Origin of the sequence: Neisseria uirgultaei (assembly GCF_962719845.1) — a bacterium.
GTDB lineage: Bacteria > Pseudomonadota > Gammaproteobacteria > Burkholderiales > Neisseriaceae > Neisseria > Neisseria bergeri.
Genome location: NZ_CAUIYF010000012.1, coordinates 35,765 through 62,755 on the forward strand (window position 1 = coordinate 35,765; position 26,991 = coordinate 62,755).

17 protein-coding genes are annotated in these 26,991 nt (G+C 53.1%); 13 read left to right on the plus strand and 4 right to left on the minus strand.

The genetic code is table 11. The annotated features are described in order from the left end of the window. The first annotated feature begins 46 nt into the window (after positions 1-46). The 3 genes from katA to Q9J32_RS07985 all read left to right on the plus strand — a co-directional run bounded on the left by katA (position 47) and on the right by Q9J32_RS07985 (position 4,863). Positions 47-1,561, plus strand: a complete 1,515-nt coding sequence (gene katA / locus Q9J32_RS07975) for a catalase KatA (protein ID WP_301883025.1) — start codon at positions 47-49, stop codon at positions 1,559-1,561. A 1,561-nt stretch (positions 1,562-3,122) separates the two neighbouring features. Beyond that, complete coding sequence (locus Q9J32_RS07980; protein WP_301883022.1) at positions 3,123-3,572, plus strand: pilin; 450 nt, start codon at positions 3,123-3,125, stop codon at positions 3,570-3,572. 724 nt (positions 3,573-4,296) lie between these two features. Then, positions 4,297-4,863: a manganese efflux pump MntP gene (locus Q9J32_RS07985; protein WP_301883021.1), complete on the plus strand. Its 567-nt coding sequence runs from the start codon at positions 4,297-4,299 to the stop codon at positions 4,861-4,863. 978 nt (positions 4,864-5,841) lie between these two features. Here Q9J32_RS07985 and Q9J32_RS07990 read toward each other — a convergent pair. Then, the gene (locus tag Q9J32_RS07990; protein WP_301883076.1) at positions 5,842-7,878 is read right to left on the minus strand and encodes a M3 family metallopeptidase; all 2,037 of its coding nucleotides are present in this window, start codon (positions 7,876-7,878) and stop codon (positions 5,842-5,844) included. Positions 7,879-7,962: 84 nt separating this feature from the next. Next, on the minus strand, positions 7,963-8,835 hold the full coding sequence (locus Q9J32_RS07995; protein WP_301883019.1) for a mechanosensitive ion channel family protein: 873 nt from the start codon (positions 8,833-8,835) through the stop codon (positions 7,963-7,965). 271 nt (positions 8,836-9,106) lie between these two features. Here Q9J32_RS07995 and gyrB point away from each other — a divergent pair, with 271 nt between their 5' ends. Both gyrB and Q9J32_RS08005 read left to right on the plus strand, forming a co-directional pair. After that, positions 9,107-11,497, plus strand: a complete 2,391-nt coding sequence (gyrB, locus tag Q9J32_RS08000) for a DNA topoisomerase (ATP-hydrolyzing) subunit B (protein ID WP_301883017.1) — start codon at positions 9,107-9,109, stop codon at positions 11,495-11,497. A gap of 97 nt (positions 11,498-11,594) precedes the next feature. Next, positions 11,595-12,980, plus strand: a complete 1,386-nt coding sequence (locus Q9J32_RS08005) for an L-serine ammonia-lyase (RefSeq protein WP_301883075.1) — start codon at positions 11,595-11,597, stop codon at positions 12,978-12,980. A gap of 70 nt (positions 12,981-13,050) precedes the next feature. Here the strand turns inward: Q9J32_RS08005 and Q9J32_RS08010 are convergent, their stop codons facing one another. Next, a complete protein-coding gene (locus tag Q9J32_RS08010; protein WP_301883015.1) occupies positions 13,051-13,482 on the minus strand; it encodes an EamA family transporter in 432 nt (143 codons plus the stop codon). A 176-nt stretch (positions 13,483-13,658) separates the two neighbouring features. On the opposite strand from Q9J32_RS08010, the gene Q9J32_RS08015 reads away from it, so the two are divergent. The 8 genes from Q9J32_RS08015 to Q9J32_RS08050 all read left to right on the plus strand — a co-directional run bounded on the left by Q9J32_RS08015 (position 13,659) and on the right by Q9J32_RS08050 (position 22,778). Further along, positions 13,659-15,335, plus strand: coding sequence for a formate--tetrahydrofolate ligase (locus Q9J32_RS08015; RefSeq protein WP_301883012.1), 1,677 nt, complete (start codon positions 13,659-13,661; stop codon positions 15,333-15,335). 114 nt (positions 15,336-15,449) lie between these two features. Beyond that, complete coding sequence (gene ychF / locus Q9J32_RS08020; protein WP_301883009.1) at positions 15,450-16,541, plus strand: redox-regulated ATPase YchF; 1,092 nt, start codon at positions 15,450-15,452, stop codon at positions 16,539-16,541. An 80-nt stretch (positions 16,542-16,621) separates the two neighbouring features. Beyond that, a complete protein-coding gene (locus tag Q9J32_RS08025) occupies positions 16,622-18,079 on the plus strand; it encodes a P-loop ATPase, Sll1717 family (protein ID WP_301883007.1) in 1,458 nt (485 codons plus the stop codon). Positions 18,080-18,102: 23 nt separating this feature from the next. Beyond that, positions 18,103-19,401 (plus strand): tyrosine--tRNA ligase, encoded by a 1,299-nt coding sequence (gene tyrS, locus Q9J32_RS08030; protein ID WP_301883006.1) that lies wholly within the window; start codon positions 18,103-18,105, stop codon positions 19,399-19,401. Between the two features lie 16 nt (positions 19,402-19,417). Next, a complete protein-coding gene (locus Q9J32_RS08035) occupies positions 19,418-19,540 on the plus strand; it encodes a hypothetical protein (RefSeq protein ID WP_304667067.1) in 123 nt (40 codons plus the stop codon). 229 nt (positions 19,541-19,769) lie between these two features. Continuing rightward, complete coding sequence (gene truA / locus Q9J32_RS08040; protein WP_301883003.1) at positions 19,770-20,567, plus strand: tRNA pseudouridine(38-40) synthase TruA; 798 nt, start codon at positions 19,770-19,772, stop codon at positions 20,565-20,567. A gap of 516 nt (positions 20,568-21,083) precedes the next feature. Continuing rightward, positions 21,084-22,100, plus strand: a complete 1,017-nt coding sequence (porB, locus tag Q9J32_RS08045; RefSeq protein WP_301883002.1) for a trimeric porin PorB — start codon at positions 21,084-21,086, stop codon at positions 22,098-22,100. Positions 22,101-22,598: 498 nt separating this feature from the next. Continuing rightward, positions 22,599-22,778, plus strand: coding sequence for a hypothetical protein (locus Q9J32_RS08050; protein WP_301883001.1), 180 nt, complete (start codon positions 22,599-22,601; stop codon positions 22,776-22,778). 567 nt (positions 22,779-23,345) lie between these two features. Here Q9J32_RS08050 and putA read toward each other — a convergent pair. Further along, positions 23,346-26,951: a bifunctional proline dehydrogenase/L-glutamate gamma-semialdehyde dehydrogenase PutA gene (gene putA / locus Q9J32_RS08055; RefSeq protein ID WP_301883000.1), complete on the minus strand. Its 3,606-nt coding sequence runs from the start codon at positions 26,949-26,951 to the stop codon at positions 23,346-23,348. Positions 26,952-26,991: the final 40 nt, after the last annotated feature.

The window sequence follows — 26,991 nt, forward strand, 5'->3', positions numbered from 1 at the left end:
AGCCGTTTACCCCCATTTGACCAACCTGAGAAAAGGAACAAGAGCGATGACTACCTCCAAATGCCCTGTAACCCATCTGACCATGAACAACGGCGCGCCTGTTGCCGACAATCAAAACAGCCTAACCGCCGGCCCGCGCGGCCCCCTGCTGGCGCAGGATTTGTGGCTGAATGAAAAACTCGCCGACTTCGTGCGCGAAGTCATCCCCGAACGCCGTATGCACGCCAAAGGTTCGGGCGCGTTCGGTACGTTTACCGTAACACACGACATCACCCAATATACCCGCGCCAAAATCTTCAGCGAAGTCGGCAAAAAAACCGAGATGTTCGCCCGTTTCACCACCGTGGCAGGCGAGCGCGGCGCAGCCGATGCAGAACGCGACATCCGCGGCTTTGCGTTGAAGTTCTATACCGAAGAAGGCAACTGGGATGTGGTCGGCAACAACACGCCCGTGTTCTTCCTACGCGATCCGCGTAAATTCCCTGACCTGAACAAAGCCGTCAAACGCGATCCGCGCACCAATATGCGCTCCGCTACGAACAACTGGGACTTCTGGACGCTGCTGCCTGAAGCGTTGCACCAAGTTACCATCGTCATGAGCGACCGCGGTATTCCCGCCAGCTACCGCCATATGCACGGCTTCGGTTCGCATACTTACAGCTTCTGGAACGAAGCGGGCGAACGTTTCTGGGTGAAATTCCATTTCCGCAGCCAGCAAGGCATTAAAAACCTGACCAACGAAGAAGCCGCCAAAATCATCGCCGACGACCGCGAAAGCCATCAGCGCGACCTGTACGAAGCCATCGAGCGCGGCGACTTCCCGAAATGGACGATGTACATCCAAGTGATGCCCGAAGCCGATGCCGAAAAAGTGCCTTATCATCCCTTCGACCTGACCAAAGTTTGGCCGAAAAAAGACTATCCGCTGATTGAAGTGGGCGAATTCGAGTTGAACCGCAATCCCGAAAACTTCTTCGCCGATGTCGAACAATCCGCCTTCGCACCGAGCAACCTCGTTCCCGGTATCGGTGCCAGCCCAGATAAAATGTTGCAAGCCCGTTTGTTCAATTACGCCGACGCGCAACGCTACCGTTTGGGCGTGAACTTCCGCCAAATCCCCGTCAACCGTCCGCGTTGCCCTGTTCACAGCAACCAGCGCGACGGACAAGGCCGCGCCGACGGCAACTACGGCAGCCTGCCGCACTACGAACCCAACAGCTTCGGCCAATGGCAGCAACAGCCCGACTTTGCCGAACCGCCTTTGAAAATCAACGGCGACGCGGCGCACTGGGACTACCGCCAAGACGATGACGACTACTTCAGCCAACCACGCGCCTTGTTCAACCTGATGAACGACGCACAGAAACAGGCATTGTTCGGCAACACCGCCGCCGCAATGGGCGACGCGCCCGACTTCATCAAATACCGCCATATCCGCAACTGCTACCGTTGCGACCCGGCATACGGCGAAGGCGTGGCAAAAGCCCTCGGACTGACTGTCGAAGACGCACAAGCCGCCCGCGCGACCGACCCTGCATTGGGACAGCCCGGTTTGCTGTAAGGGGGCATTATGTGGATGGAAATTGAAGAAATCCTGTCCCGCGCCGTCCGCTACCGGAAATAACCGGGCATAAAAATGCCGTCTGAAACGTCGTTTGACCGTTTCAGACGGCATTCCCCCATCCTGCCCCGCCGTTTCAGCGGGCGTTTTTTATTAAACGCAAAATATCCCGTCATTCCCACGAAAGTGGGAATCCAGAACGTAAAATCTAAAGAAACCGTTTTTCCCGATAAGTTTCCGTACCGACAAAACTGAATTCCCGCCTGCACGGGAATGACGAATCTATCTGCACGGAAACCCGCATCCCGTCATTCCCACGAAAGTGGGAATCTAGAACGTAAAATCTAAAGAAACCGTTTTTCCCAATAAGTTTCTGTGCCGACAGCTCTGGATTCCCGCCTGCGCGGGAATGACGAATCCATCCGCACGGAAACCCGCATCCCGTCATTCCCACGAAAGTGGGAATCTAGAACGTAAAATCTAAAGAAACCGTTTTCCCGATAAGTTTCCGTACCGACAAAACTGAATTCCCGCCTGCGCGGGAATGACGAATCTATCTGCACGGAAACCCGCATCCGTCATTCCCACGAAAGTGGGAATCTAGAACGTAAAATCTAAAGAAACCGTTTTTCCCGATAAGTTTCTGTGCCGACAACTCTAGATTCCCGCCTGCGCGGGAATGACGGGATTTCTGTTTTTGATTTTTTTGTTTTTGGGGAATGACGGGATTTGAGGTTGCGGGCATTTATCGGGTAAAACGGAAATTAAGCGTTGCGAAAATTTATCCGAAATCACAGCAACTCCTCCTCCGTCATTCCCACGAAAGTGGGAATCCAGGACGCAGGGTTACAGAAACCTATATCCCGTCATTCCCACAAAAGTGGGAATCCAGAACGTAAAATCTAAAGAAACCGTTTTACCCGATAAGTTTCCGTACCGACAAAACTGGATTCCCGCCTGCGCGGGAATGACGAATCCATCCGCACAGAAACCAAAACCCCGTCATTCCCGCGAAAGCGGGAATCCGGGTCCGTTGAGTTTCAGCCATTTCTGATAAATTCTTGCAGCTTTGAGTTTCTAGATTCCCACTTTCGTGGGAATGACGGGATACGGGTTTTCGTGTGGACATATCCGTCATTCCCGCGCAGGCGGGAATCCAGGACTCGTCCGCACGGAAACTTATATTTCGTCATCACACCAATCCCACCCTGCCCCACACCCCCAAAAAAAAACCAAAAAAAACCCAATCTGACAAAATCTGACAAAAAACGTCAGCCCGAAACTGACAAAAATTGTCACAACTGACAAAAAACGTCAGCCCGCCGCATTATTCCGCCGCAGGCCGCACCGCGTTGATATAAAAAAATACCCATACCAAACAGACAAATAAAAAAATATTCTGTAAAATGCCGAGCCGAACCCGGTTTTGGCACGCCGCTTGCTGGAAAGAAGGCGAACCGAAACAAAAAAGACCACGGTCAAATACATTACGGGTTTACGTTTGCGGCGGATGCCGCAAATTCCAATCAAACTTAAACATTTTCAAACAGGAGTCATCCAAATGAAAGCAATCCAAAAAGGTTTCACCCTGATCGAGCTGATGATCGTCATCGCCATCGTCGGTATCTTGGCAGCCGTCGCCCTGCCCGCATACCAAGACTACACCGCGCGCGCCCAAATGTCCGAAGCCCTGACTTTGGCAGAAGGTCAAAAAGCCGCAGTGGTCGAGTATTACTCCGACAACGGTACGTTCCCTACCACCAATACTTCCGCAGGTATTGCTACCTCTACCGAGATTAAAGGTAAGTATGTAAAATCAGTTGCAGTTACGGGTAATGCCACTGCTGCTTCTATTACCGCTACCATGAACACCAGCGGTGGTGTGAACAAAGATATTTCAGGTGCAACCTTGGTACTCGTCGGCAAACAAAACTCAGGCTCGTTCGAGTGGACTTGTCAAGCAGGTACTGTAAAAGACAAATTCCTGCCGTCTTCCTGCCGCGCCAAATAAGGACAATGACCGGGTTTGAACCCGTGGTGAAAAAATGCCGCCCAAACCGCCCGGGCGGCATTTTCTATTCCCCTTTGCCGCTTCAGACGGCATCCTCCGTCCGCCTTTGCCGTTTTGGCGGGCGTTTTTTATTAAACGCAAAATATCCCGTCATTCCCGCCCCACAGCCCACTTTTCCGCCGTCATTCCCGCACCATCCCCACCGGTTCAAACCGGCACGGAAACTTTTCCGCGTCATTCCCGCGAAAGCGGGAATCCAGAACGTAAAATCTAAAGAAACCGTTTTACCCGATAAGTTTCTGTGCCGACAACTCTAGATTCCCGCCTGCGCGGGAATGACGAATCCATCCGCACGGAAACCTACATCCCGTCATTCCCACGAAAGTGGGAATCCAGAACGTAAAATCTAAAGAAACCGTTTTATCCGATAAGTTTCCGCGCCGACAACTCTAGATTCCCGCCTGCGCGGGAATGATGAATCCATCCGCACGGAAACCTACATCCCGTCATTCCCACGAAAGTGGGAATCCAGGTTCGTTGAGTTTCAGCCATTTCTAATAAATTCTTGCAACTTTGAGTTTTTGGATTCCCGCCTGCGCGGGAATGACGGGATTTCAGTTTTGATTTTTTGTTTTGCGGGAATGACGGGATGCGGGTTTTCGCGCGGCGTTTTTCGCACTTTGCTGTTTTGCTATAATCCGCCCTTTTTAAGGACGGGTGCGGTATGGGTTTTTACGCTTTGCTCTTGGTTGCGCTGGGGATGTCGATGGATGCGTTTGCCGTCGCATTGGCAAAGGGTGCGGCGGTCAGGATGCCCCCGCGCAAAATTGCGGCAACGGCTTTGGTGTTCGGCACGGTTGAGGCACTCACGCCGCTGGCGGGCTGGGCGGGCGGTTTTTATGCCAAGCCGTTTATCAGCGAATGGGACCATTGGGCGGCTTTTGTCCTGCTGGGCGGGCTGGGTCTGAAAATGTTGCGCGAAGGGTTGTCCGGCGAGGCGGACGATGTGCGCGAAAGCAAACGGGAAAGCCTATGGATGACGGTTCTGACTGCTTTTGGAACCAGTATTGATTCTATGATAGTCGGGGTGGGCTTGGCGTTTATGGAGGTAAACATCGCCTTTGCCGCCGCCGTCATCGGTATGGCGACGACGGTGATGGTGGCGTTCGGGTTGACGGCGGGAAGGGCTTTGGGCGTACTGTTCGGCAGGCGTGCGGAATTTGCCGGAGGTTTGGTGTTGATCGCCATCGGCACTTGGACGCTCTTGTCGCATTTGGGTTTGATTCAATGATGTCGGAAAATAAAATGCAAAAATATTCCGTCATTCCCGCGAAAGTGGGAATCCAGAACGTAAAATCTAAAGAAACCGTTTTTCCCGATAAGTTTCTGTGCCGACAACTCTAGATTCCCGCCTGCGCGGGAATGACGGGATTTCTGTTTTTGATTTTTTTGTTTTTGGGGAATGACGGGATTTGAGATTGCGGGCATTTATCGGGTAAAACGGAAATTAAACGTTGCGAAAATTTATCCGAAATCACAGCAACTTTTCCGCGTCATTCCCACGAAAGCGGGAATCTAGAACGTAAAATCTAAAGAAACCGTTTTATCCGATAAGTTTCCGCACCGACAACTCTAGATTCCCGCCTGCGCGGGAATGACGGGATTTCTGTTTTTGATTTTTTTGTTTTTGGGGAATGACGGGATTTGAGGTTGCGGGCATTTATCGGGTAAAACGGAAATTAAGCGTTGCGAAAATTTATCCGAAATCACAGTAACTTTTCCGCGTCATTCCCACGAAAGTGGGAATCTAGAACGTAAAATCTAAAGAAACCGTTTTATCCGATAAGTTTCCGCGCCGACAACTCTAGATTCCCGCCTGCGCGGGAATGACGGGATTTCTGTTTTTGATTTTTTTGTTTTTGGGGAATGACGGGATTTGAGGTTGCGGGCATTTATCGGGTAAAACGGAAATTAAGCGTTGCGAAAATTTATCCGAAATCACAGTAACTTTTCCGCGTCATTCCCACGAAAGTGGGAATCTAGAACGTAAAATCTAAAGAAACCGTTTTATCCGATAAGTTTCCGCGCCGACCGGTCCGGATTCCCGCCTGCGCGGGAATGACGGGATTTCTGTTTTTGATTTTTTTGTTTTTTGGGAATGACGGGATTTTGGCTTGCTGTTTTTGTGAAAATGGCGAAACCGCGCAAATGCTGATGCCGTCTGAAACACTGTTTGATTGTTTCAGACGGCATTTTTTGTTCACATCGATCAAGCCGCGTTGTCGAAGCCGCTGTGGCGCAGCAGTGCGTCTATGCTCGGTTCGCGCCCCCGGAAGGCTTTGAAGGATTCTGCCGCACTGCGCGATCCGCCGACGGCGAGGATTTCCTGCCAAAAGCGTTTGCCTGTGGCGGCAACGTCGCCGCTTTCTTCAAAGGCGGCGTAGGCGTCCGCGCTCAATACTTCCGCCCACGCGTAGCTGTAATAGCCTGCGGAATAGCCGCCGGCGAAGATGTGGCCGAAGCTCAAGGCGAAGCGGTTGTATTCGGGCGGTTGGATGACGGCGACTTCTTTGCGCACACTGTCTAAAACCTGTTGCCAGTTTTTCAGACGACCTTCGTCGTCTTCGCTGTAAATAGTCATGTCGAAGAGGGCGAACTCCATTTGGCGGACGAGAAACATACCGCGCTGGAAGTTTTTGGCGGCGAGCATTTTGTCGAAGAGTTCTTTCGGCAGGGGAACGCCGGTTTCTTCGTGGGCGGACATTTGTGCCAAAACGTCGTATTCCCAAACGAAATTTTCCATAAACTGGCTGGGCAGTTCGACGGCGTCCCATTCTACGCCGTTGATGCCGGATACGCCCAGTTCGTCCACTTGGGTGAGCAGGTGGTGCAGCCCGTGGCCGGTTTCGTGGAAGAGTGTGAGGATTTCGTCGTGGCTCAAACGCGCTTCCCTGCCGCCGACGGGAGGGGCGAAGTTGCAGACGAGATAGGCGGTGGGCAGTTGCAGCGTGCCGTCTGAAAAACGGCGGCGGCCTTTGTAGTCGTTCATCCACGCGCCGCCGCGTTTGCCTTCGCGTGCGTACAAATCCATATAAACGCCGCCTATGGTTTCGCCGTTCTGTTGCAATTCAAAGTAGCGCACGTCTTTGTGCCAGACGGGGACGGTTTTTTCGGCGAATCCGATGCCGTAGAGTTTTTTGATTTGGGCGAACAGTCCGTTTAATACTTTGCCGACGGGGAAGTATTTTTTAACTTCGGTTTCGCTGAACGCGTATTTGGCTTCGCGCAGTTTTTCGCCGGCATAGCCCAAGTCCCACGGTTGCAAATCGGCGAGGTTCAGGCGTTCGCGGGCGAAGGCTTTGACTTCGGCGAGGTCTTTTTCGGCGTAGGGTTTGGCGCGGCGGGCGAGGTCGTGCAGGAAGTTTAAAACCTGTTCGGGCGTATCCGCCATTTTGGTTGCCAGCGACAGCTCGGCGTAGTTTTTGAAGCCGAGCAGTTTGGCGGTTTGCAGGGCGTTTTCGAGGGTGCGGTCGATGTTGGCGGTGTTGTCGAATTTGCCGTCGTCTGAAAGTTCGCTGGCGCGGGTAACGTAGGCGCGGTAGATTTGTTCGCGCAGATCGCGGTTGTCGGCGTATTGGATGACGGCGAGGTAGTGCGGAATCTGCAAACCGATTTTGTAGCCTGTTTTGCCTTCGCTTTGCGCGGCGGCGGCAAACATGGCGAGCGAGTCTTCGGGAATGCCGGCAAGCGGTGCGGCATCGTCAAAGTAAATGCCGAACGCGTCGGTCGCATCTAGGACGTTTTGCGAGAATTTGGCGGAAAGTTGCGCGCCTTCGGTTTGCAGTTTCGCCAGTTCTGCCTGCTGTTCGGGCGGCAGTTCCGCGCCGCTCAATACGAAATCGCGCAGGTCGTGGTCGAGCTTGGTTTTTTGTGCGGGGGAGAGAGTGTCGAACTCGGGGGAGTTTTTGATGGTTTTGAAGCGGTTGTACAGCTCGATGTCTTGTCCGATTTCGGTAAAGAAGGCGGTGATTTCAGGCATTAATTCATTGTAGGCGGCGCGCAGTTCGGGCGTGTCGGCGACGGAGTTGAGGTGCGACACCACGCCCCAAATCCTGCCGACGCGTTCGGTGATGCCGGTCAGGGGTTCGACGGTGTTTGCCCAGCCGGTGTGCGTTTGGGCTTTGATGGCGGCGATTTGTTCGCGTGCTTCGGCGATGGCGGTTTGGACGGCGGGTTTGATGTCTTCGGTTTGGATGGCGTCGAAACAGGGTTCTTCGCCCAAATGGAGCAATACGTTGTCGTTCATGTCGGGTTCCTTTGTGTGTTGTGCTTCAGACGGCATATCGGCAATATGCCGTCTGAAGCCGGAAATGGTGCCGGACGGGGAAAGTTAAAGTGTTTCGGAGCCGGCGGGATGATTTAACAGGCGGTATTGTACGCGCAAAAATTCGTCCATAACCGCCTGTTGGATTTCCAGCCGCTTTGAAACGGGGGAGGCGAAGCGGACGATGATGCGGTATGCCTTGTCGTCGTACGGTACGCGGGTAACGCGCGGTTTGGCGGCGGGCGTGATAAACAGTTTTTCCGCCTGCACGTTTTCCAAATGCCGCTGAATGGCGGGGATGTAGGGCGCGCACAAGGGCTCGAGTACGGCTTTCAGACGGCATACGGCTTCATCCGAATCCAAATGGATGGGAACGGGGATTTCGACCGTATGGATGACATAGTCGCCCAAAATATTGTCGCGGCGCACGGGGTGGCTCAACAACAGGCTGTTGGGGAAAGAAACGGTGGTTCCCGCAAGCTGTCCGACCAAGGGGTTCGGACCGACCTGCATCATCAGCGTGTTCAACAGGTTGATGTCGACCACGCGCCCGCGCAGGCCGTTGATTTCGATATAGTCGCCGACCGAGTATTGCTGGGTGGCAGACCTTAAAATACTGCCCGACAGACACATAATCAGTTCTTTTGTCGCCACGACGACTGCCGCCGCCACCGCAAACATCGACAAAGCCAGCGTTTGAATTTGCGCCGACCAAATAAATGCCAGCGAAAACAGCACTAAAAGCAGCGTTACATTGCGGCTGGCAACCAAAAACCGCCGCTTGCTTTCGATGCCGAAATCTGGATGCCGTCTGAAGTGGATGTTCAACAGAAGGGCGCGCGCCAGCAGCAAAGCCGCAACCGCCGCCACGGATTCGGCCGCCTCCGCACGTATCGGGACGGCATCGAGCCAAGTGTCCAACATATTCCATATTTCCATTTCCGCGCCCCTGTCCGAAAAGTATAGGGTGTAGATTTTAGTGGCAAAAAAACGCTTTTGCCACTTTACGGGAAAATCCCCGACCTGATGCCGGAGGCAAATGTACCGTTTCATCTTTCCCCGGCGGCACACTGATGCGAATAACGCTGAATAGGGCGGTAAAATCAGCTATAATGCACAACAATATATGCCGTAACAATCCGCCTTTTTTCAGGGCACGGATTTTTACGGCGGCATTTGGCAATCTTTTCAAAATCCGGCAAGAAAAACCATGACTGAACAAAAACACGAAGAATACGGTGCCGACAGCATTCAGGTGCTCGAAGGCTTGGAAGCGGTACGCAAACGCCCCGGCATGTACATTGGCGACACGCAGGACGGCAGCGGACTGCACCACATGGTGTTCGAAGTATTGGACAACGCCATCGACGAAGCACTGGCGGGACATTGCGATAAAATCACCGTAACCATCCATGCCGACAATTCCGTCAGCGTCGCCGACAACGGGCGCGGTATGCCCACCGGCATCCACCCGAAAGAAGGACGCTCCGCCGCCGAAGTCATCATGACCGTCTTGCACGCGGGCGGCAAGTTCGATAACAACAGCTACAAAATCTCCGGCGGCCTGCACGGCGTGGGCGTGTCCGTCGTCAACGCGCTGTCCGACTGGGTTACGCTGACCATCTACCGCGACGGCAAAGAACACTTCGTCCGCTTCGTGCGCGGCGAAACCGAAGAGCCGTTGAAAGTGGTCGGCGATTCCGACAAAAAAGGCACGACCGTGCGCTTCCTCGCCAGCGCGGAAACCTTCGGCAACGTCGAATACAGCTTCGACATCCTCGCCAAACGCATCCGCGAACTTTCCTTCCTGAACAACGGCGTGGACATCGAATTGATTGACGAGCGCGACGGCAAACATGAAAGCTTCGCCCTTTCCGGCGGCGTGGCTGGATTCGTGCAATACATGAACCGCAAAAAAACGCCGTTGCACGAAAAAATCTTCTACGCGTTCGGCGAGAAAGACGGCATGAGCGTCGAATGCGCGATGCAGTGGAACGACAGCTATCAGGAAAGCGTGCAGTGCTTCACCAACAACATCCCGCAGCGCGACGGCGGTACCCACCTGACCGCGTTGCGCCAAGTGATGACGCGCACCATCAACAGCTACATCGAAGCCAACGAAGTTGCAAAAAAAGCCAAAGTGGAAACCGCCGGCGACGATATGCGCGAAGGTTTGACCTGCGTGTTGTCCGTCAAACTGCCCGACCCCAAATTCTCATCGCAAACCAAAGACAAACTGGTTTCCAGCGAAATCGGTCCCGTTGTCAACGAAGTCATCAGCCAAGCCCTGACCGACTTCCTCGAAGAAAATCCGAACGAAGCCAAAATCATCACCGGCAAAATCGTCGATGCCGCCCGCGCGCGCGAAGCCGCCCGCAAAGCACGCGAAATCACCCGCCGCAAAGGCGTGATGGACGGCTTGGGACTGCCCGGCAAACTCGCCGACTGCCAAGAAAAAGACCCTGCCTTGTCCGAGCTTTATCTGGTCGAGGGCGATTCCGCAGGCGGCTCTGCCAAACAAGGCCGCGACCGTAAATTCCAAGCCATTTTGCCGCTCAAAGGCAAAATTTTGAACGTCGAAAAAGCCCGTTTTGAAAAAATGCTCGCCAGCCAAGAGGTTGCCACCCTGATTACCGCGCTGGGTGCAGGCATCGGCAAAGAAGAGTTCAACCCTGAAAAACTGCGCTACCACCGCATCATCATCATGACCGATGCCGACGTGGACGGCGCGCACATCCGCACCCTGCTCCTGACCTTCTTCTACCGCCAAATGCCCGAACTGGTCGAGCGAGGCTACATCTACATCGCCCAGCCGCCGCTCTACAAAGCCAAATACGGCAAGCAGGAGCGTTACCTCAAAGACGAACTGGAAAAAGACCAATGGCTGCTCGGCCTTGCCTTGGAAAAAGCCAAAATCGTTTCAGACGGCCGCACCATCGAAGGCTCAGAACTTGCCGACACCGCCAAACAATTCTTGTTGGCGAAAACCGTCATCGAGCAGGAAAGCCGCTTCGTGGACGAACTCGTCCTGTGCGCCATGCTGCACGCGTCGCCCATCGATTTGACGTCGTCTGAAAACGCCGATAAAGCCGTTGCCGAACTTTCCGGTTTGCTCGACGAAAAAGAAGTCGCCCTCGAACGCATCGAAGGTCATGAAGGACACCAGTTCATCAAAATCACGCGCAAGCTGCACGGCAACGTCATGGTCAGCTACATCGAACCCAAGTTCCTCAACAGCAAAGCCTACCAAACCCTTACCCAAACCGCCGCCGCGCTCAAAGGCATGGTCGGCGAGGGCGCCAAGCTTTACAAAGGCGAAAACGGGTACGACGTGGACAGCTTTGAAGCCGCTTTGGACATCTTGATGAGCGTTGCCCAAAAAGGTATGTCCATCCAACGATACAAAGGCTTGGGCGAGATGAACCCCGAACAGCTTTGGGAAACGACGATGGACCCCGCCGTGCGCCGTCTGTTGAAAGTGCGCATCGAAGACGCCATTGCCGCCGACGAAGTGTTCGTTACGCTGATGGGCGACGAGGTCGAACCGCGCCGTGCCTTTATCGAAAACAACGCGCTGATTGCCCAAAATATCGACGCATAAGTAAAAATTACAAAAGGAGACGGGTATCGTGCCGCGTCTCCTTTTGGTTTGTCAAACGGAAGCCATGCCGTCTGAAACCGCCTTTTGGAGCAAAACCATGATCAGCATTTTCGACATTTTCAAAATCGGTATCGGCCCTTCCAGTTCGCATACGGTTGGCCCGATGAAGGCCGCCGCCGCCTTTGCCGCAGGCTTGGATGTGCAAACCGCCCGCATCGCCATCGACATTTACGGCTCGCTTGCACTGACAGGGCGAGGGCACGGTACGTTTGACGCGCTGATGCTCGGTTTGGAAGGCAGCCTGCCGCACGATATTCCGCTTGCCGACATTCCCGATCGCCTCGAACGTATCCGCTCCCGGCATATCCTGCTGCTTAACGGAAATGAAATTGTGTTCGACCCTCGGCGCGATTTGCATATACGCGGCGACCAAGTGCTGCCCAAACATCCGAACGGCCTGCGTTTTACTGCCTATGCTTCAGACGGCACGGTATTGAAGGAACAGGTTTATTATTCGGTCGGCGGCGGGTTTGTCGTTACCGAAGAAGATTTTGACCGGCAGTCGGAAACGGAAAAAGCCGTTCCCTATCCCTATACCAGTTGCGCCGAGCTGCTTGCTCAATGCCGTCTGAACCAGCTGGATATTTCCGAAGCCGTGTTGGCAAATGAGGCTGCGCTTGCCGGATGCAGCGAAGCCGAAATCCGCCGCCGTGTTGCCGGTGTTGCCGAGGTTATGGAAGGCTGCATCAAGCGCGGTTTGGCGGCAGACGGCGAACTGCCCGGCGGATTGAACGTCCGCCGCCGCGCCCCGCAGCTTGCCGCCAAGCTTAAAGTCCTGCGCGAAACCGAAATCGTCAACACCCAGCTTTGGCCGATGGTGTACGCTATGGCGGTCAACGAAGAAAACGCCGCCGGCGGACGCGTCGTTACCGCGCCGACCAACGGCGCGGCAGGCATCATTCCAGCAGTATTGCACTATTTCCGCAAGTTCAATCCACACGCGACACAGGAACGCGTCGAAAACTTCCTGCTCACCGCAGGCGCAATCGGCATCCTGTATAAAACCAACGCCTCTATTTCCGGTGCGGATGTCGGTTGTCAGGGAGAAGTCGGCGTAGCGTGTTCGATGGCGGCGGGCGCATACGCCGAAGTTATCGGCGGTACGCCCAAACAAGTGGAAAACGCCGCCGAAATGGCGATGGAGCATCATCTGGGCCTGACTTGCGACCCCGTCGGCGGACTGGTGCAAATCCCCTGCATCGAACGCAACGGCATAGCCGCCGAAAAAGCTCTTAAGCTTGCTACCCTAGCATTATTGGAAGACGGCACGGACAAGAAAGTCTCGCTCGACGAAGTCATCCAAACCATGTTGCAGACCGGTCGGGATATGAAGGCGACCTACAAAGAAACATCGCTTGCCGGACTCGCCGCCACACTCCAGAAAAAAGCTATCCCCGTATCCGTGCGCGTGGTCGAGTGCTGAGGATGGACAGAAACGGAAATGCCGTCTGAAAACAGTTTTTCAGACGGCATTTCATTTATTTCTTGCGGCTTTACCGTTTCAGTGCCAGCGTCAACACGCCCGTCGTTACCAGCCCCAAGCCTATCCATTCCTGCGTGTTCGGGCGTTCGTCCAAGAAAACCACCGCCATCAGCGCGACCAAGACCAGGCTGAATTTGTCGACGGGCGCGACTTGCGAGGCGTTGCCCAGTTGCAGGGCTTTGAAGTAGGCGAGCCAGGATGCGCCGGTGGCGAGTCCGGATAAAATCAGAAACGTCCAGTTGCGCCCCGTGAAGCCGTTCACGCCCTGCCATTTGCCGGTGTAGGTTAAAAACAATACCAAAGCGGCGAGGATGACCAAGGTGCGGATAAAGGTGGCAAAATCGGAATCTATTCCTTGTAAACCCATTTTGGCGAAGATGGCGGTCAATGAGGCGAAACCTGCCGATGCCAATGCCCAAAACAGCCATGCGTTGCTGCTCATGTTTTTTCCTTTTGTTTTGAATTGTTGACAATATGAATCCGCTTGTTGATGAAATATCGAAATTTTCACTGCGGTTTATTCTTGGAAAACGTTATAATAGAACGAATATTCTTTTTCTTCCAGCCGTCTCTTGAGATTGTTTCAGACGGCCTTCCCTCACTCAATAAAGGAAAATCATGAGCTTCAAAACCGATGCCGAAATCGCCCAATCCTCCACCATGCGCCCGATTGGCGAAATTGCCGCCAAGCTGGGTTTGAACGTTAACAACATTGAGCCTTACGGTCATTACAAGGCGAAAATCAATCCTGTCGAAGCGTTTAAACTGCCGCAAAAACAAGGTCGTCTGATTTTGGTTACTGCCATTAATCCGACTCCTGCGGGTGAGGGCAAAACCACTGTAACCATCGGTTTGGCGGACGCGTTGCGCCACATCGACAAAGACTCTGTGATTGCTTTGCGCGAGCCTTCTTTGGGGCCTGTGTTCGGCGTTAAAGGCGGCGCGGCGGGCGGCGGCTATGCCCAAGTTTTGCCGATGGAAGACATCAACCTGCACTTTACCGGCGACTTCCACGCCATCGGCGCGGCGAATAACTTACTCGCCGCCATGCTCGACAACCATATCTACCAAGGCAATGAGTTGAACATCGATCCGAAACGCGTGCTGTGGCGTCGCGTGGTCGATATGAACGACCGTCAGTTGCGCAACATCATCGACGGCATGGGCAAACCTGTTGACGGCGTGATGCGTCCCGACGGTTTTGACATTACCGTTGCGTCCGAAGTGATGGCGGTATTCTGCCTTGCCAAAGACATCAGCGATTTGAAAGAGCGTTTGGGCAACATCCTTGTCGCCTATGCCAAAGACGGCAGCCCCGTTTACGCCAAAGATTTGAAGGCACACGGCGCGATGGCGGCATTGCTCAAAGATGCGATTAAGCCTAACTTGGTACAAACCATCGAAGGTACGCCCGCCTTTGTACACGGCGGCCCGTTCGCCAACATCGCCCACGGCTGCAACTCCGTTACCGCCACCCGGCTGGCGAAACACCTTGCCGATTACGCCGTAACCGAAGCAGGCTTCGGCGCGGATTTAGGCGCGGAAAAATTCTGCGACATCAAATGCCGTCTGGCGGATTTGAAACCCGATGCGGCGGTCGTCGTGGCGACTGTCCGCGCCCTGAAATACAACGGCGGCGTGGAACGCGCCAACCTCGGCGAAGAAAACCTCGAAGCCTTGGCAAAAGGTCTGCCCAACCTGTTGAAACACATTTCCAACCTGAAAAACGTATTCGGCCTGCCCGTCGTCGTCGCCATCAACCGCTTTGTGTCCGACTCCGATGCCGAGTTGGCAATGATTGAAAAAGCCTGCGCGGAACACGGCGTTGAAGTTTCCCTGACTGAAGTATGGGGCAAAGGCGGCGCGGGCGGCGCGGATTTGGCACACAAAGTCGTCAACGCCATTGAAAATCAACCGAATAACTTCGGCTTCGCCTACGATGTTGAGTTGAGCATTAAAGACAAAATCCGTGCGATTGCCCAAAAAGTGTACGGCGCGGAAGATGTCGATTTCAGCGCGGAAGCGTCTGCCGAAATCGCCTCGCTGGAAAAACTGGGCTTGGACAAAATGCCGGTCTGTATGGCGAAAACCCAATATTCTTTGAGCGACAACGCCAAACTGTTGGGCTGCCCCGAAGGCTTCCGCATTACCGTGCGCGGCATTACCGTTTCTTCCGGCGCGGGCTTTATCGTCGCCCTGTGCGGCAATATGATGAAAATGCCGGGTCTGCCGAAAGTTCCGGCCGCCGAGAAAATCGATGTGGACGCAGAAGGCGTGATTCACGGCTTGTTCTGAGCGGTTTTCTGAAACCGGATGCCGTCTGAAGCCGTTTCAGACGGCATTTTTTCGGAACGCGGGCGGCGGTATGCTATAATCCGCCGTTAAATTTCTCTATTTTCAGGAAAAACCATGAGCTTGAAATGCGGCATCGTCGGTTTGCCCAACGTCGGCAAATCCACCCTCTTTAACGCGCTGACCCAATCGGGTATCGAAGCGGCAAACTATCCTTTCTGTACCATCGAACCCAACGTCGGCATCGTTGAAGTCCCCGATCCGCGTATGGCGGAGCTGGCAAAAATCGTCAATCCGCAAAAAATGCAGCCCGCCATCGTCGAATTTGTCGATATTGCCGGTTTGGTTGCAGGCGCGAGTAAAGGCGAAGGCCTGGGCAACCAGTTCCTTGCCAACATCCGCGAGACTGACGCGATTGTTAACGTCGTACGTTGCTTTGACGACGACAACATCGTCCACGTTTCCGGCAAAGTCGATCCGATCGCCGACATCGAAACCATCGGTACAGAGTTGGCACTTGCCGACCTCGCCAGCGTAGAAAAAACCATCGTCCGCGAAGAAAAACGCGCCCGTTCCGGCGACAAAGACGCGCAAAAACTGGTCGATTTGTGCAAAAAACTGCTGCCCCATCTGGACGAAGGCAAACCCGTACGCTCCTTCGGTTTGGACTCAGAAGAACTTGCCATGCTCAAACCGCTGTTCCTGCTGACTGCCAAGCCTGCCATGTACGTCGGCAACGTTTCCGAAGACGGTTTTGAAAACAATCCGCACCTCGACCGCCTGAAAGAATTGGCTGAAAAAGAAAACGCCCCCGTCGTTGCCGTATGCGCCGCGATGGAGAGCGAAATCGCCGAGTTGGAAGACGACGAAAAAGCCGAGTTCCTCGCCGAAATGGGCTTGGAAGAACCCGGCTTGAACCGCCTGATTCGCGCGGGCTACGACCTCTTGGGTCTGCAAACCTACTTTACCGCCGGCGTCAAAGAAGTCCGCGCTTGGACGATACACAAAGGCGACACCGCGCCGCAAGCCGCCGGCGTGATTCATACGGATTTTGAACGCGGCTTCATCCGCGCACAAGTTATCTCCTACGAAGACTTCATCGCTTTAGGCGGCGAAGCCAAAGCCAAAGAAGCCGGCAAAATGCGTGTGGAAGGCAAGGAATACGTCGTGCAGGATGGGGATGTGATGCACTTCCTGTTTAACGTGTAATGACCATTGATTAATGCTTGTGTTAGATTGTCTTAGGTTCGCAGACTATTTAAAATTTTATTTTAAAATAGGAGAAAATAATGGCTGAAAAAAACTACCTCAGAAAAATGGACTTTGGTAACGAGGCTGCTGATGATGTAGATGATAATGAATTAAAATCTTACTTTGTAACCCAAGATAACTTTGATAACTTTCTAAACGAAACTAAAAGATTGCATATTATCAAAGCAAAAAAAGGAATGGGAAAATCTGCACTTATTAAATGGATTGGGATAGCACTTTCTGAACAAAATAAAAATGATTTAGTTATTAAAATTCGTGGGAGTGACTTATCACGAGAAAATTTCAAATTAAAAAACCCCCTAAACGAACCTAATGACTATATTCAAGATTGGATTATTAGACTATGTGCCGTAGTAAACAGAGAACTAGCAAAGAAAATAGGATTCGCATATCGTGACGATGATATAGCACTAATTGAGTCTGCAGAAGTACAAGGCTTCAAAGAAAGAAATCTAATCTCTTGTTTATTACACAGATTCAAAAGCATCTTAGGAAAATATCAGCCAACCCCTGCTAATGGAGTAAATGATCATGAAATCCTAAAAAGATTCGAATCCCTTGAAAACTCTAGAATTTGGATTCTGATTGATGACTTAGATGCTACTTTTCAAAATAAAAATAGTGAGAAAGTCAATCTCGGAAGCTTTTTTTCTGCTTGTCGTTACATGATTCAAGATATTAAAGGGGTAAATTTTCGCGTAACCTTAAGAAGTGATGTATGGCCTATGATCCGTCGCCATGATGAGGCAATGGATAAAATTGAACAGTATCTATCTGAAATTGAATGGACAGAAAATGACTTCAAACAAATCTTATGTAGACGTATAAAATTTGAGTTTCCAAACGAGTTTAAAGGCTTTGATGATGAGGAACTTTTGTCAAAAATATTTAAGCCTACGGTTTTTTGGAATGAAAAAGATGTGGACACATACAAAGTGCTTTACATCTTATCCTACAACCGACCTCGCTGGGGTATCCAACTTTGTAAATTGGCTCAAAAAAATGCCTTAGCAAATAATATGTCTCTCATTGAAAAACGTGATATTGATGCACGATGGGGAGAATATGGACTTAAAAGGATTTCCGATCTTATCGTCGAACACAAACATCAATGTAATCAAGTCGAAGACCTCGTAAATTCATTTCGTGGATTAGAAAGACGCTTTCCACAACACGAGCTCTTAGAAATAATTCGAACAAAAATAATAAATTCATTAAATGTGCAAATTGATGGAAAAAAATGTACCAAAACTGATGAAATTGCGGATTTCTTATACAGAATAGGATTTATTGTTGCCCGCTCAGAGGATGGTTATGGCTATCATCATTATTCTTATTCTGACTTACCTGATTTATTTTCTGGGAAAAATAATAATGGTTTCAACTTAATTTGGGAAATTCATCCGTGTTACAGAGAAGCTTTAGATATTAAAAAGCTTAATGCTGAACAACGTAATATAAAAACACATCGTTAATTTTTTATTCAAAATTTTAGATTATGACCTCTATCCTACAAGACCTGCAATCGCGCGGCCTAATCGCGCAAACGACCGACATCGAAGCCTTAGACGCTTTGTTGAACGAACAAAAAATTTCCCTTTACTGCGGTTTCGATCCGACCGCCGACAGCCTGCACATCGGACACCTGCTGCCCGTATTGGCATTGCGCCGCTTCCAACAGGCGGGGCATACGCCGATTGCACTGGTGGGCGGCGCGACCGGCATGATCGGCGACCCCAGCTTCAAAGCCGCCGAACGCAGCCTCAATTCCGCCGAAACCGTTGCCGGCTGGGTAGAAAGCATCCGCAGCCAACTGAAACCGTTTTTGAGCTTTGAAGGCGGAAACGCCGCCATTATGGCGAACAACGCCGACTGGTTCGGCAGCATGAACTGCCTCGACTTTCTGCGCGACATCGGCAAGCATTTCTCCGTCAACGCCATGCTGAACAAAGAATCCGTCAAACAGCGCATCGACCGCGACGGCGCAGGCATTTCCTTCACCGAGTTCGCCTACTCCCTGTTGCAAGGCTACGACTTCGCCGAACTGAACAAACGCCACGGCGCGGTTTTGGAAATCGGCGGCTCCGACCAATGGGGCAACATCACTGCCGGTATTGACTTGACCCGCCGTCTGCACCAAAAACAAGTATTCGGCCTGACACTGCCGCTGGTAACCAAATCCGACGGCACCAAATTCGGCAAAACCGAAGGCGGCGCGGTATGGTTGAACGCGAAGAAAACCTCGCCCTATCAGTTCTACCAATTCTGGCTGAAAGTGGCCGATGCCGATGTGTATAAATTCCTGAAATACTTTACCTTCCTGTCCATCGAAGAAATCGACGCCATCGAAGCGAAAGATAAAGCCAGCGGCAGCAAGCCCGAAGCGCAACGCATCCTCGCCGAAGAAATGACCCGCCTGATTCACGGCGAAGCCGCCCTGCAAGCCGCGCAACGCATTTCCGAAAGCCTGTTTGCCGAAGACCAAAGCCGGCTCACCGAAAGCGACTTCGAACAGCTCGCCCTCGACGGCCTGCCTGCATTTAAAGTTTCAGACGGCATCAACGCCGTCGAAGCCTTGGTCAAAACTGGCTTGGCAGAGTCCAACAAAGAAGCGCGCGGTTTTGTGAACAGCAAAGCGGTTCTGCTCAACGGCAAACCTGTCGAAGCCAACAACCCCGACCACGCCGCCGAACGCCCCGACGATGCCTATCTGTTGACAGGCGAAAACAAACGTTTCGGCAAGTACACCATCGTCCGGCGCGGCAAACGCAACCACGCGCTTTTGGTTTGGAAATAATCCGGTTGCCGCAGAAATGCCGTCTGAAGCCTTCAGACGGCATTTTTATAAAATGCAAAACACCCTGCGCCTGCCGATATGCCGTCATTCCCGCGCAGATATGCCGTCATTCCCGCGCAGGCGGGAATCTAGGACGTAAAATCTCAAGAAACCGTTGCACCCGATAAGTTTCTGCGCCGACAGGTCTAGATTCCCGCCTGCGCGGGAATGACGATGCAGGTATTTCTGATAATTCGGCAAACCGTAGCAACTGTATTTTTCACCCCGAACATCTCCCCAAACAACGCCGCGCGCCCCGGGCGTTTGCCGTTTCCCTGCAAAATCTGCGATACAATGCCGTCTGAACATTTACCCGAATCCCAAACCCGATGGATACCGCACAAAAACAACGCTGGGCACTGACCCTATCCTATGACGGCAGCCGCTTTTACGGCTGGCAGAAACAGGCGGGCGGCATACCGACCGTTCAGACGGCATTGGAAACCGCACTCGCCCAAATCGCAGGAGAATCTGTCGCCACCACCGTTGCCGGCAGAACCGACACCGGCGTGCACGCCACCGCCCAAGTCGTCCACTTCGATACAACTGCCGTCCGTCCCCAACAGGCATGGGTGCGCGGCGTAAATGCCCACCTACCCGAAGGCATAGCCGTTTTGCACGCTCAACAGACCACCCCCGAATTTCACGCACGCTTCGACGCATACGGACGGCACTACCGCTACCTGCTCGAATCCGCCCCCGTCCGTTCCCCACTGCTCAAAAACAGGGCAGGCTGGACATACCTCAAACTCGACATCGGGCCGATGCGCCGGGCTGCCGCCTTATTGATCGGCGAACAAGACTTCTCCAGCTTCCGCGCCGCCGAATGCCAAGCAAAATCCCCCGTCAAAACCATTTACCGCGCCGACCTTACCCAAAGCGCAGGACTCGTCCGCCTCGATTTGCACGGCAACGCCTTTTTACACCATATGGTACGCAACATCATGGGCGCACTCGTTTATGTCGGCAGCGGCAGGCTCAGCATCGAAGGCTTCGCCGCCCTGATTCAAGAACGCAGCCGACTCAAAGCCCCACCGACCTTTATGCCCGACGGACTCTACCTGACCGGCGTCGACTATCCCGAGACATACGGCATCATCCGCCCCCAAATCCCCGAATGGCTTTAAAACATTCTTGTCGCGGAGATTTTGAAATCGGACAAACTGTCAGGCAATCTTTTTCAATGTTGACACTATAGTGGATTAACAAAAATCAGGACAAGGCGACGAAGCCGCAGACAGTACAAATAGTACGGAACCGATTCACTTGGTGCTTCAGCACCTTAGAGAATCGTTCTCTTTGAGCTAAGGCGAGGTAACGCCGTACTGGTTTTTGTTAATCCACTATAACCCCCGGTTTGCAATGCCCTCCAATACCCTCCCGAGCAAGTGTTGTAAAAATGCAAATCTTAAAAATTTAAAATAACTATATGTTATAAAACAAAAAATACCCATAATATCTCTATCCGCCCTTCAAAATACACATCGGATTCCACACAAAAACAGGCAGAAGTTTGTTTTTTCAGGCAGGAACATTTATAGTTTCAGACATGGAATCGCCGACATCGGCGGTAGAAGTAAAGCCTAAGCGGATTGGAAAGTTTGGTCTGCTTAAATTTCTTAACTATGAAAAGGAATACAGCAATGAAAAAATCCCTGATTGCCCTGACACTGGCTGCCCTGCCTGTTGCAGCAATGGCTGATGTTACCCTGTACGGCACCATCAAAGCCGGCGTAGAAACTTACCGCACTGTAAAACATGCAGAAGGCAAAGTAACTGAAGTGAAAACCGGCAGCGAAATCGCCGACTTCGGTTCAAAAATCGGCTTCAAAGGTCAAGAAGATTTCGGCAACGGACTGAAAGCCATTTGGCAGTTGGAACAAAAAGCCTCCATCGCCGGTACTGACAGCGGCTGGGGCAACCGCCAATCCTTCATCGGTTTGAAAGGCGGCTTCGGTACCGTCCGAGCCGGTCACCTGAACAGCGTCCTGAAAGACGCCGGCGGCAACGTCAATGCTTGGGAATCTGGCAGCGCTACCGAAGACGTGTTGCAAGTCAGCAAAATCTCCGCTCCGGAACACCGCTACGCATCCGTACGCTACGATTCTCCCGAATTTGCCGGCTTCAGCGGCAGCGTGCAATACGCGCCTAAAGACAATTCAGGCAAAAACGGCGAATCTTACCACGTCGGTTTGAACTACCAAAACAGCGGCTTCTTCGCACAATACGCCGGTTTGTTCCAAAGACACGGTGAAGGCACTAGCGCAGAAAAAGTTGGTCAGCCTGTTGAAAAACTGCAAGTTCACCGTTTGGTCGGCGGTTACGACAACGATGCCCTGTACGCTTCCGTAGCCGTACAGCAACAAGATGCGAAATTGATTGATGCTTCCAATTCGCACAACTCTCAAACCGAAGTTGCCGCTACCGTGGCATACCGCTTCGGCAACGTAACGCCCCGCGTTTCTTACGCCCACGGCTTCAAAGGCACTGTTGCTAAAGCAGACGGCGACAACCGTTACGACCAAGTTATCGTCGGTGCGGAATACGACTTCTCCAAACGCACTTCTGCCTTGGTTTCTGCCGGCTGGTTGCAAGAAGGCAAAGGCGTAAACAAAACCGTATCGACTGCCAGCACCGTCGGTCTGCGCCACAAATTCTAATCTGCAAAGATTGGTATCAACAAAAAGCCTGTCGTCAGACAGGCTTTTTTCTATTTTTAGTCTTTTTTATAAAATGCAAAAATATGCCGTCATTCCCGCGCAGGTATTTGTCCGCACGGAAACCTGATCCCGTCATTCCCACGAACCTGCATTCCGTCATTCCCACGAAAGTGGGAATCTAGAACGCAGGGTTGAAGAAACCGTTTTACCCGATAAGTTTCCGCACCGACAGACCTAGATTCCCGCCTGCGCGGGAATGACGAATCCATCTATACGGAAATCTGTACCGCGTCATTTCCACAAACCTACATTCCGTCATTCCCACGAAAGTGGGAATCCAGGACGCAGGGTTGGAGAAACCGTTTTACCCGATAAGTTTCCGCACAGACAGACCTAGATTCCCGCCTGCGCGAGAATGACAGGTTTTAAGATTACGGTGTTATCGGGAATGACGGTTCGGGTATTTCCTTACGCCCGCCCTGCGCCTGTAAACGGTAAGTGCATCAAAAATGCCGTCTGAAGGTTCAGACGGCATCGGTGTCGGGGAATCAGCAAGCCGTAGGGTGGGCTTCAGCCCACCATTTCCATCAATCCCACATTTCCACCGTTTTCATCGAATCCATCGAATCCATCGAATCCATCGAATCCATCGAATCCTCACCTTTCGACAATCACTGAACCGTCATTCCCGCGCAGGCGGGAATCCAGACCTGTCGGCACGGAAACTTATCGGATAAAACAGTTTCTTCAACCCTACGCTCTAGATTCCCGTTTTCACGGGAATGACGAAAAGTTGCGGGAATCTAAAAACCTAACGCTGCAAGATTTATCAGAAACAACTGAAACCGAACGGATTGGATTCTTGTCTGCGCGGGAATGACGGGATTTGGGTGTCTATTTTGGTTTTCTGTTTTCGTGGGAACGATGGAATAAAAGAAGTTGAAATAATGAAGTAAAAACGTGATGGTGCTGCGATTTGGGCTTGTGCAGGTAATCAACGTCAAGTTGTGCGAATGACGAAATATAGTGGATTAACAAAAACCAGTACGGCGTTGCCTCGCCTTAGCTCAAAGAGAACGATTCTCTAAGGTGCTGAAGCACCAAGTGAATCGGTTCCGTACTATTTGTACTGTCTGCGGCTTCGTCGCCTTGTCCTGATTTTTGTTAATCCACTATAAAAATGCCGTCTGAAAGGTTTTCAGACGGCATTTGTTCACGGGCCGCGCTCGGGCGGTTTTGGCAAAATCAGTCGGCAACCGCCATCAGGCTGGCGTTGCCGCCGGCGGCTGTGGTGTTGATGCTGCAAGAGATTTCTTCAAACACTTGCAGGATGTCGAGTCCGTTTTCCGAAGGGAGGATGCGGATGAGTGCGCCGTCGTGGGCGGCAAGTTCCTGTTTGCGCGCGCTGTCCAAAGGCGACAGGGCGGCAACGTGGCTGATGCCGGCGGTTTCGGGTTTGCCGTTGACCAGCAGCAGGCCTTCCAGGTCGGCGGTGTAGGAAGCCAAGGGGCTGTCGGGTTCGACCACTGCCTGTACGCCGGAGGCGGCAAGTTCGGTCAGTGCGGCAAAGGCTTGAACCGTGCTGCCGCCGTGTATCCAAACGCGTTTTGGCGCGTGCCATGAGATGCTGTTGCGCTCGCCGGTCGGGCCGGTAAGGACGGTTTCGGCACGGCGCAGGGTGCGGATGCGGGCGTGTCCCAAAGCGGCCGCTGCGGCTTTTTTCTCTTCGGCGTTGAACGGCAGTTTGTGAACCAGTGCTTCGAGGCGTTTGAGTGCGGCTTCGTCCGCCTGTCCGATTTGGCTCAGGGTCGGGGCAACCCATTCGGGGATGCGGGTCAGTTTTTGCAGGTAGAACGAACCGCCTGCTTTGGGACCTGTGCCAGACAGACCGTGTCCGCCGAAGGGCTGTACGCCGACGACTGCGCCGACGATGTTGCGGTTGACGTAAACGTTGCCGGCTTCGATGCGGCTGCGGATGTGGCGTACCGTGCCTTCGATGCGGCTGTGTACGCCGTGGGTCAGGGCGTAGCCTTTGCTGTTGATTTGGTCGATGACGCTGTCGAGTTCGTCGGCGCGGTAGCGGACGACGTGCAGGACGGGACCGAAGACTTCGCGTTGCAGTTCGTTAAGGTTGTTCAATTCAAACAGGATGGGGCGAACGAACGTGGATTTTTCGGAATCGATATCGGCGGCGGCTTTGACTTCGTGGTAAGACTTGGCAACGCCTTTCATTTTGTTGATGTGGTTCAACAGGTTTTGCTGCGCTTCGGCATCGATGACGGGGCCTACATCGGTGGTGATCTGAATCGGTTTGCCGACGACGAGTTCGTCCATCGCGCCTTTGATCATGTCGAGCATACGGTCGGCAACGTCTTCTTGGACGCACAAAATGCGCAGGGCGGAGCAGCGTTGTCCCGCGCTGTCGAAGGCGGAGTTCAATACGTCGGCGCAGACTTGTTCGGCAAGTGCGGTGGAATCGACAATCATGGCGTTTTGTCCGCCGGTTTCGGCAATCAGGACGGGATTGTCGCCGCGTTTGGCAAGGGCTTTGTTGATCAGGCGCGCCACTTCGGTCGAGCCGGTGAAAATCACGCCGCCGATGCGGGCATCGTTGGTCAATGCCGCACCTACGTCGCCTGCGCCGAGGACAAGTTGCAGGGCGGAAGTCGGGATACCCGCTTCGTGCATCAGGGAAACGGCATAACCGGCAATCAGGCTGGTTTGTTCGGCAGGTTTGGCGATGACGGTGTTGCCTGCCGCCAATGCGGACACGACTTCGCCGGTAAAGATGGCGAGCGGGAAGTTCCACGGGCTGATGGCGACAATCGCGCCGACGGCTTCGGCATCTTTGGGCAGGGTGTGTTCGGCTTCGTTTGCGTAGTAGCGGCAGAAATCGACGGCTTCGCGCACTTCGGCAATGGCGTTGTTCAGCGTTTTGCCTGCTTCGCGCACGGCAAGCATCATCAGCGCGGGGGTGTGCTGTTCGAGCAGGTCGGCGAAACGGCGCAGGCAGGCGGCGCGCTCGGCGGCAGGTGTCGCACTCCATTCGGGGAACGCGGCAACGGCTGCGCCAACCGCTTCTTGGGCAAGCGCGGCATCGGCAAAGCTGACCGTACCGACAACATCGCCGTGGTCGGCAGGGTTTTTAATCGGTTGCGCTTCGCCGACATCGCGGGCTTTGCCGTTGACGATGGATGCGGCGTGGAAGTCTTGCGCGGCGGCTTTGTTTATCTGTTCTTGAAGCTGCTGCAATACGTTTTCGTTGCTCAAGTCCACGCCTTGCGAGTTCAGACGGCATTTGCCGTACAAATCGCGCGGCAGCGGCAGGGCGTTGTGCAGGTGGATGCCTTGTTCAGCGATGGTGTCGAACGGGCTTTTAATCAGGCGGTCGATGCTGATGTTTTCATCGACGATTTGGTTAACGAAAGACGAGTTCGCGCCGTTTTCCAACAGGCGGCGCACCAAGTAGGCGAGCAGGGTTTCGTGCGTGCCGACCGGGGCGTACACGCGCACGCGGCGGCCTAAGTTTTGCGGACCGACCACTTGGTCGTACAGGGTTTCGCCCATGCCGTGCAGACATTGGTGTTCGAAGTCTTTGCCTTTACCCATTTGGTAAATCGCGCCCAAGGTGTAGGCGTTGTGGGTGGCGAATTGCGGGAACACGGCATCTTGCGCGGAAAGCAGTTTGCGCGCGCAGGCGAGGTAGGAGATGTCGGTGTGGACTTTGCGGGTGTAGGTCGGATAGCCGTCCAGTCCGTCCACTTGCGCCCATTTGATTTCACTGTCCCAGTATGCGCCTTTGACCAAACGGATCATCAGTTTTTGGTTGTTGCGGCGGGCAAGGTCGATCAGGTAGTCGATAACGAACGGACAACGTTTTTGGTAGGCTTGGACAACGAAACCGATGCCTTTGTAGCCTGCCAAATCGGGGTCGGAAACGAGTGCCTCCATCAAATCCAAAGACAGCTCCAAGCGGTTGGCTTCTTCGGCATCGATGTTGATACCGATATCGTATTTTTTACCCAAAAGGAACAATTCTTTCAGGCGCGGCAACAGTTCGCCCATCACGCGGCCGTGTTGGGCGCGCGAGTAGCGCGGATGGATGGCGGAGAGTTTGACGGAAATGCCGTTGCCTTCGTAAACGCCTTGTCCTGCCGCATCTTTGCCGATGGCATGGATGGCTTCGACATAGTCGCGGTAGTAGCGGTCGGCATCGGCTTGGGTGTAGGCGGCTTCGCCCAACATATCGAAGGAGAAGCGGTAGCCCATTTTTTCGCGTTCTTTGCCGTTTTGCAGGGCTTCTTCAATGGTCTGTCCGGTGACGAACTGTTTGCCCAGAAGCCGCATGGCGTAATTTACGCCTTGGCGGATGAGCGGTGCGCCGCCTTTGCTGATCAGGCGGCTGAGTGCGGAACTCATTTGTTTGTCGTTTGTGGCGGTCAGTTTGCCGGTAATCAGCAGACCCCAGGCGGCGGCGTTGACGAAGAGGGAAGGGCTGTTGTTCAAATGGCTTTTCCAGTTGCCGTCTGAAATCTTGTCGGCAATCAGGCGGTCGCGCGTGGCGTTGTCGGGGATACGCAGCAGGGCTTCTGCCAGACACATCAGCGCGATGCCTTCTTCGCTGGAGAGTGAAAACTCGTGCATCAGCGCATCTACGCCGCCGGCTTTGGTACGGCCGGCGCGGACTTGGGTAACCAAACGGCGGGCAAGTTCGGAGGCGGCGTTGCGCTCTTCATCGCTCATCTGTGCACGTTGCAACATATCCTGTACGGCTTCGATTTCATTACGGCGGTAGGCATCGGTTATCGCTTGGCGCAGGGCAGTTTGTGCCGGAAATGCAAAATGAAACATTTTTTGGATTCTCCAAAGTTTTTCGGGGGGGGGGGGGGGG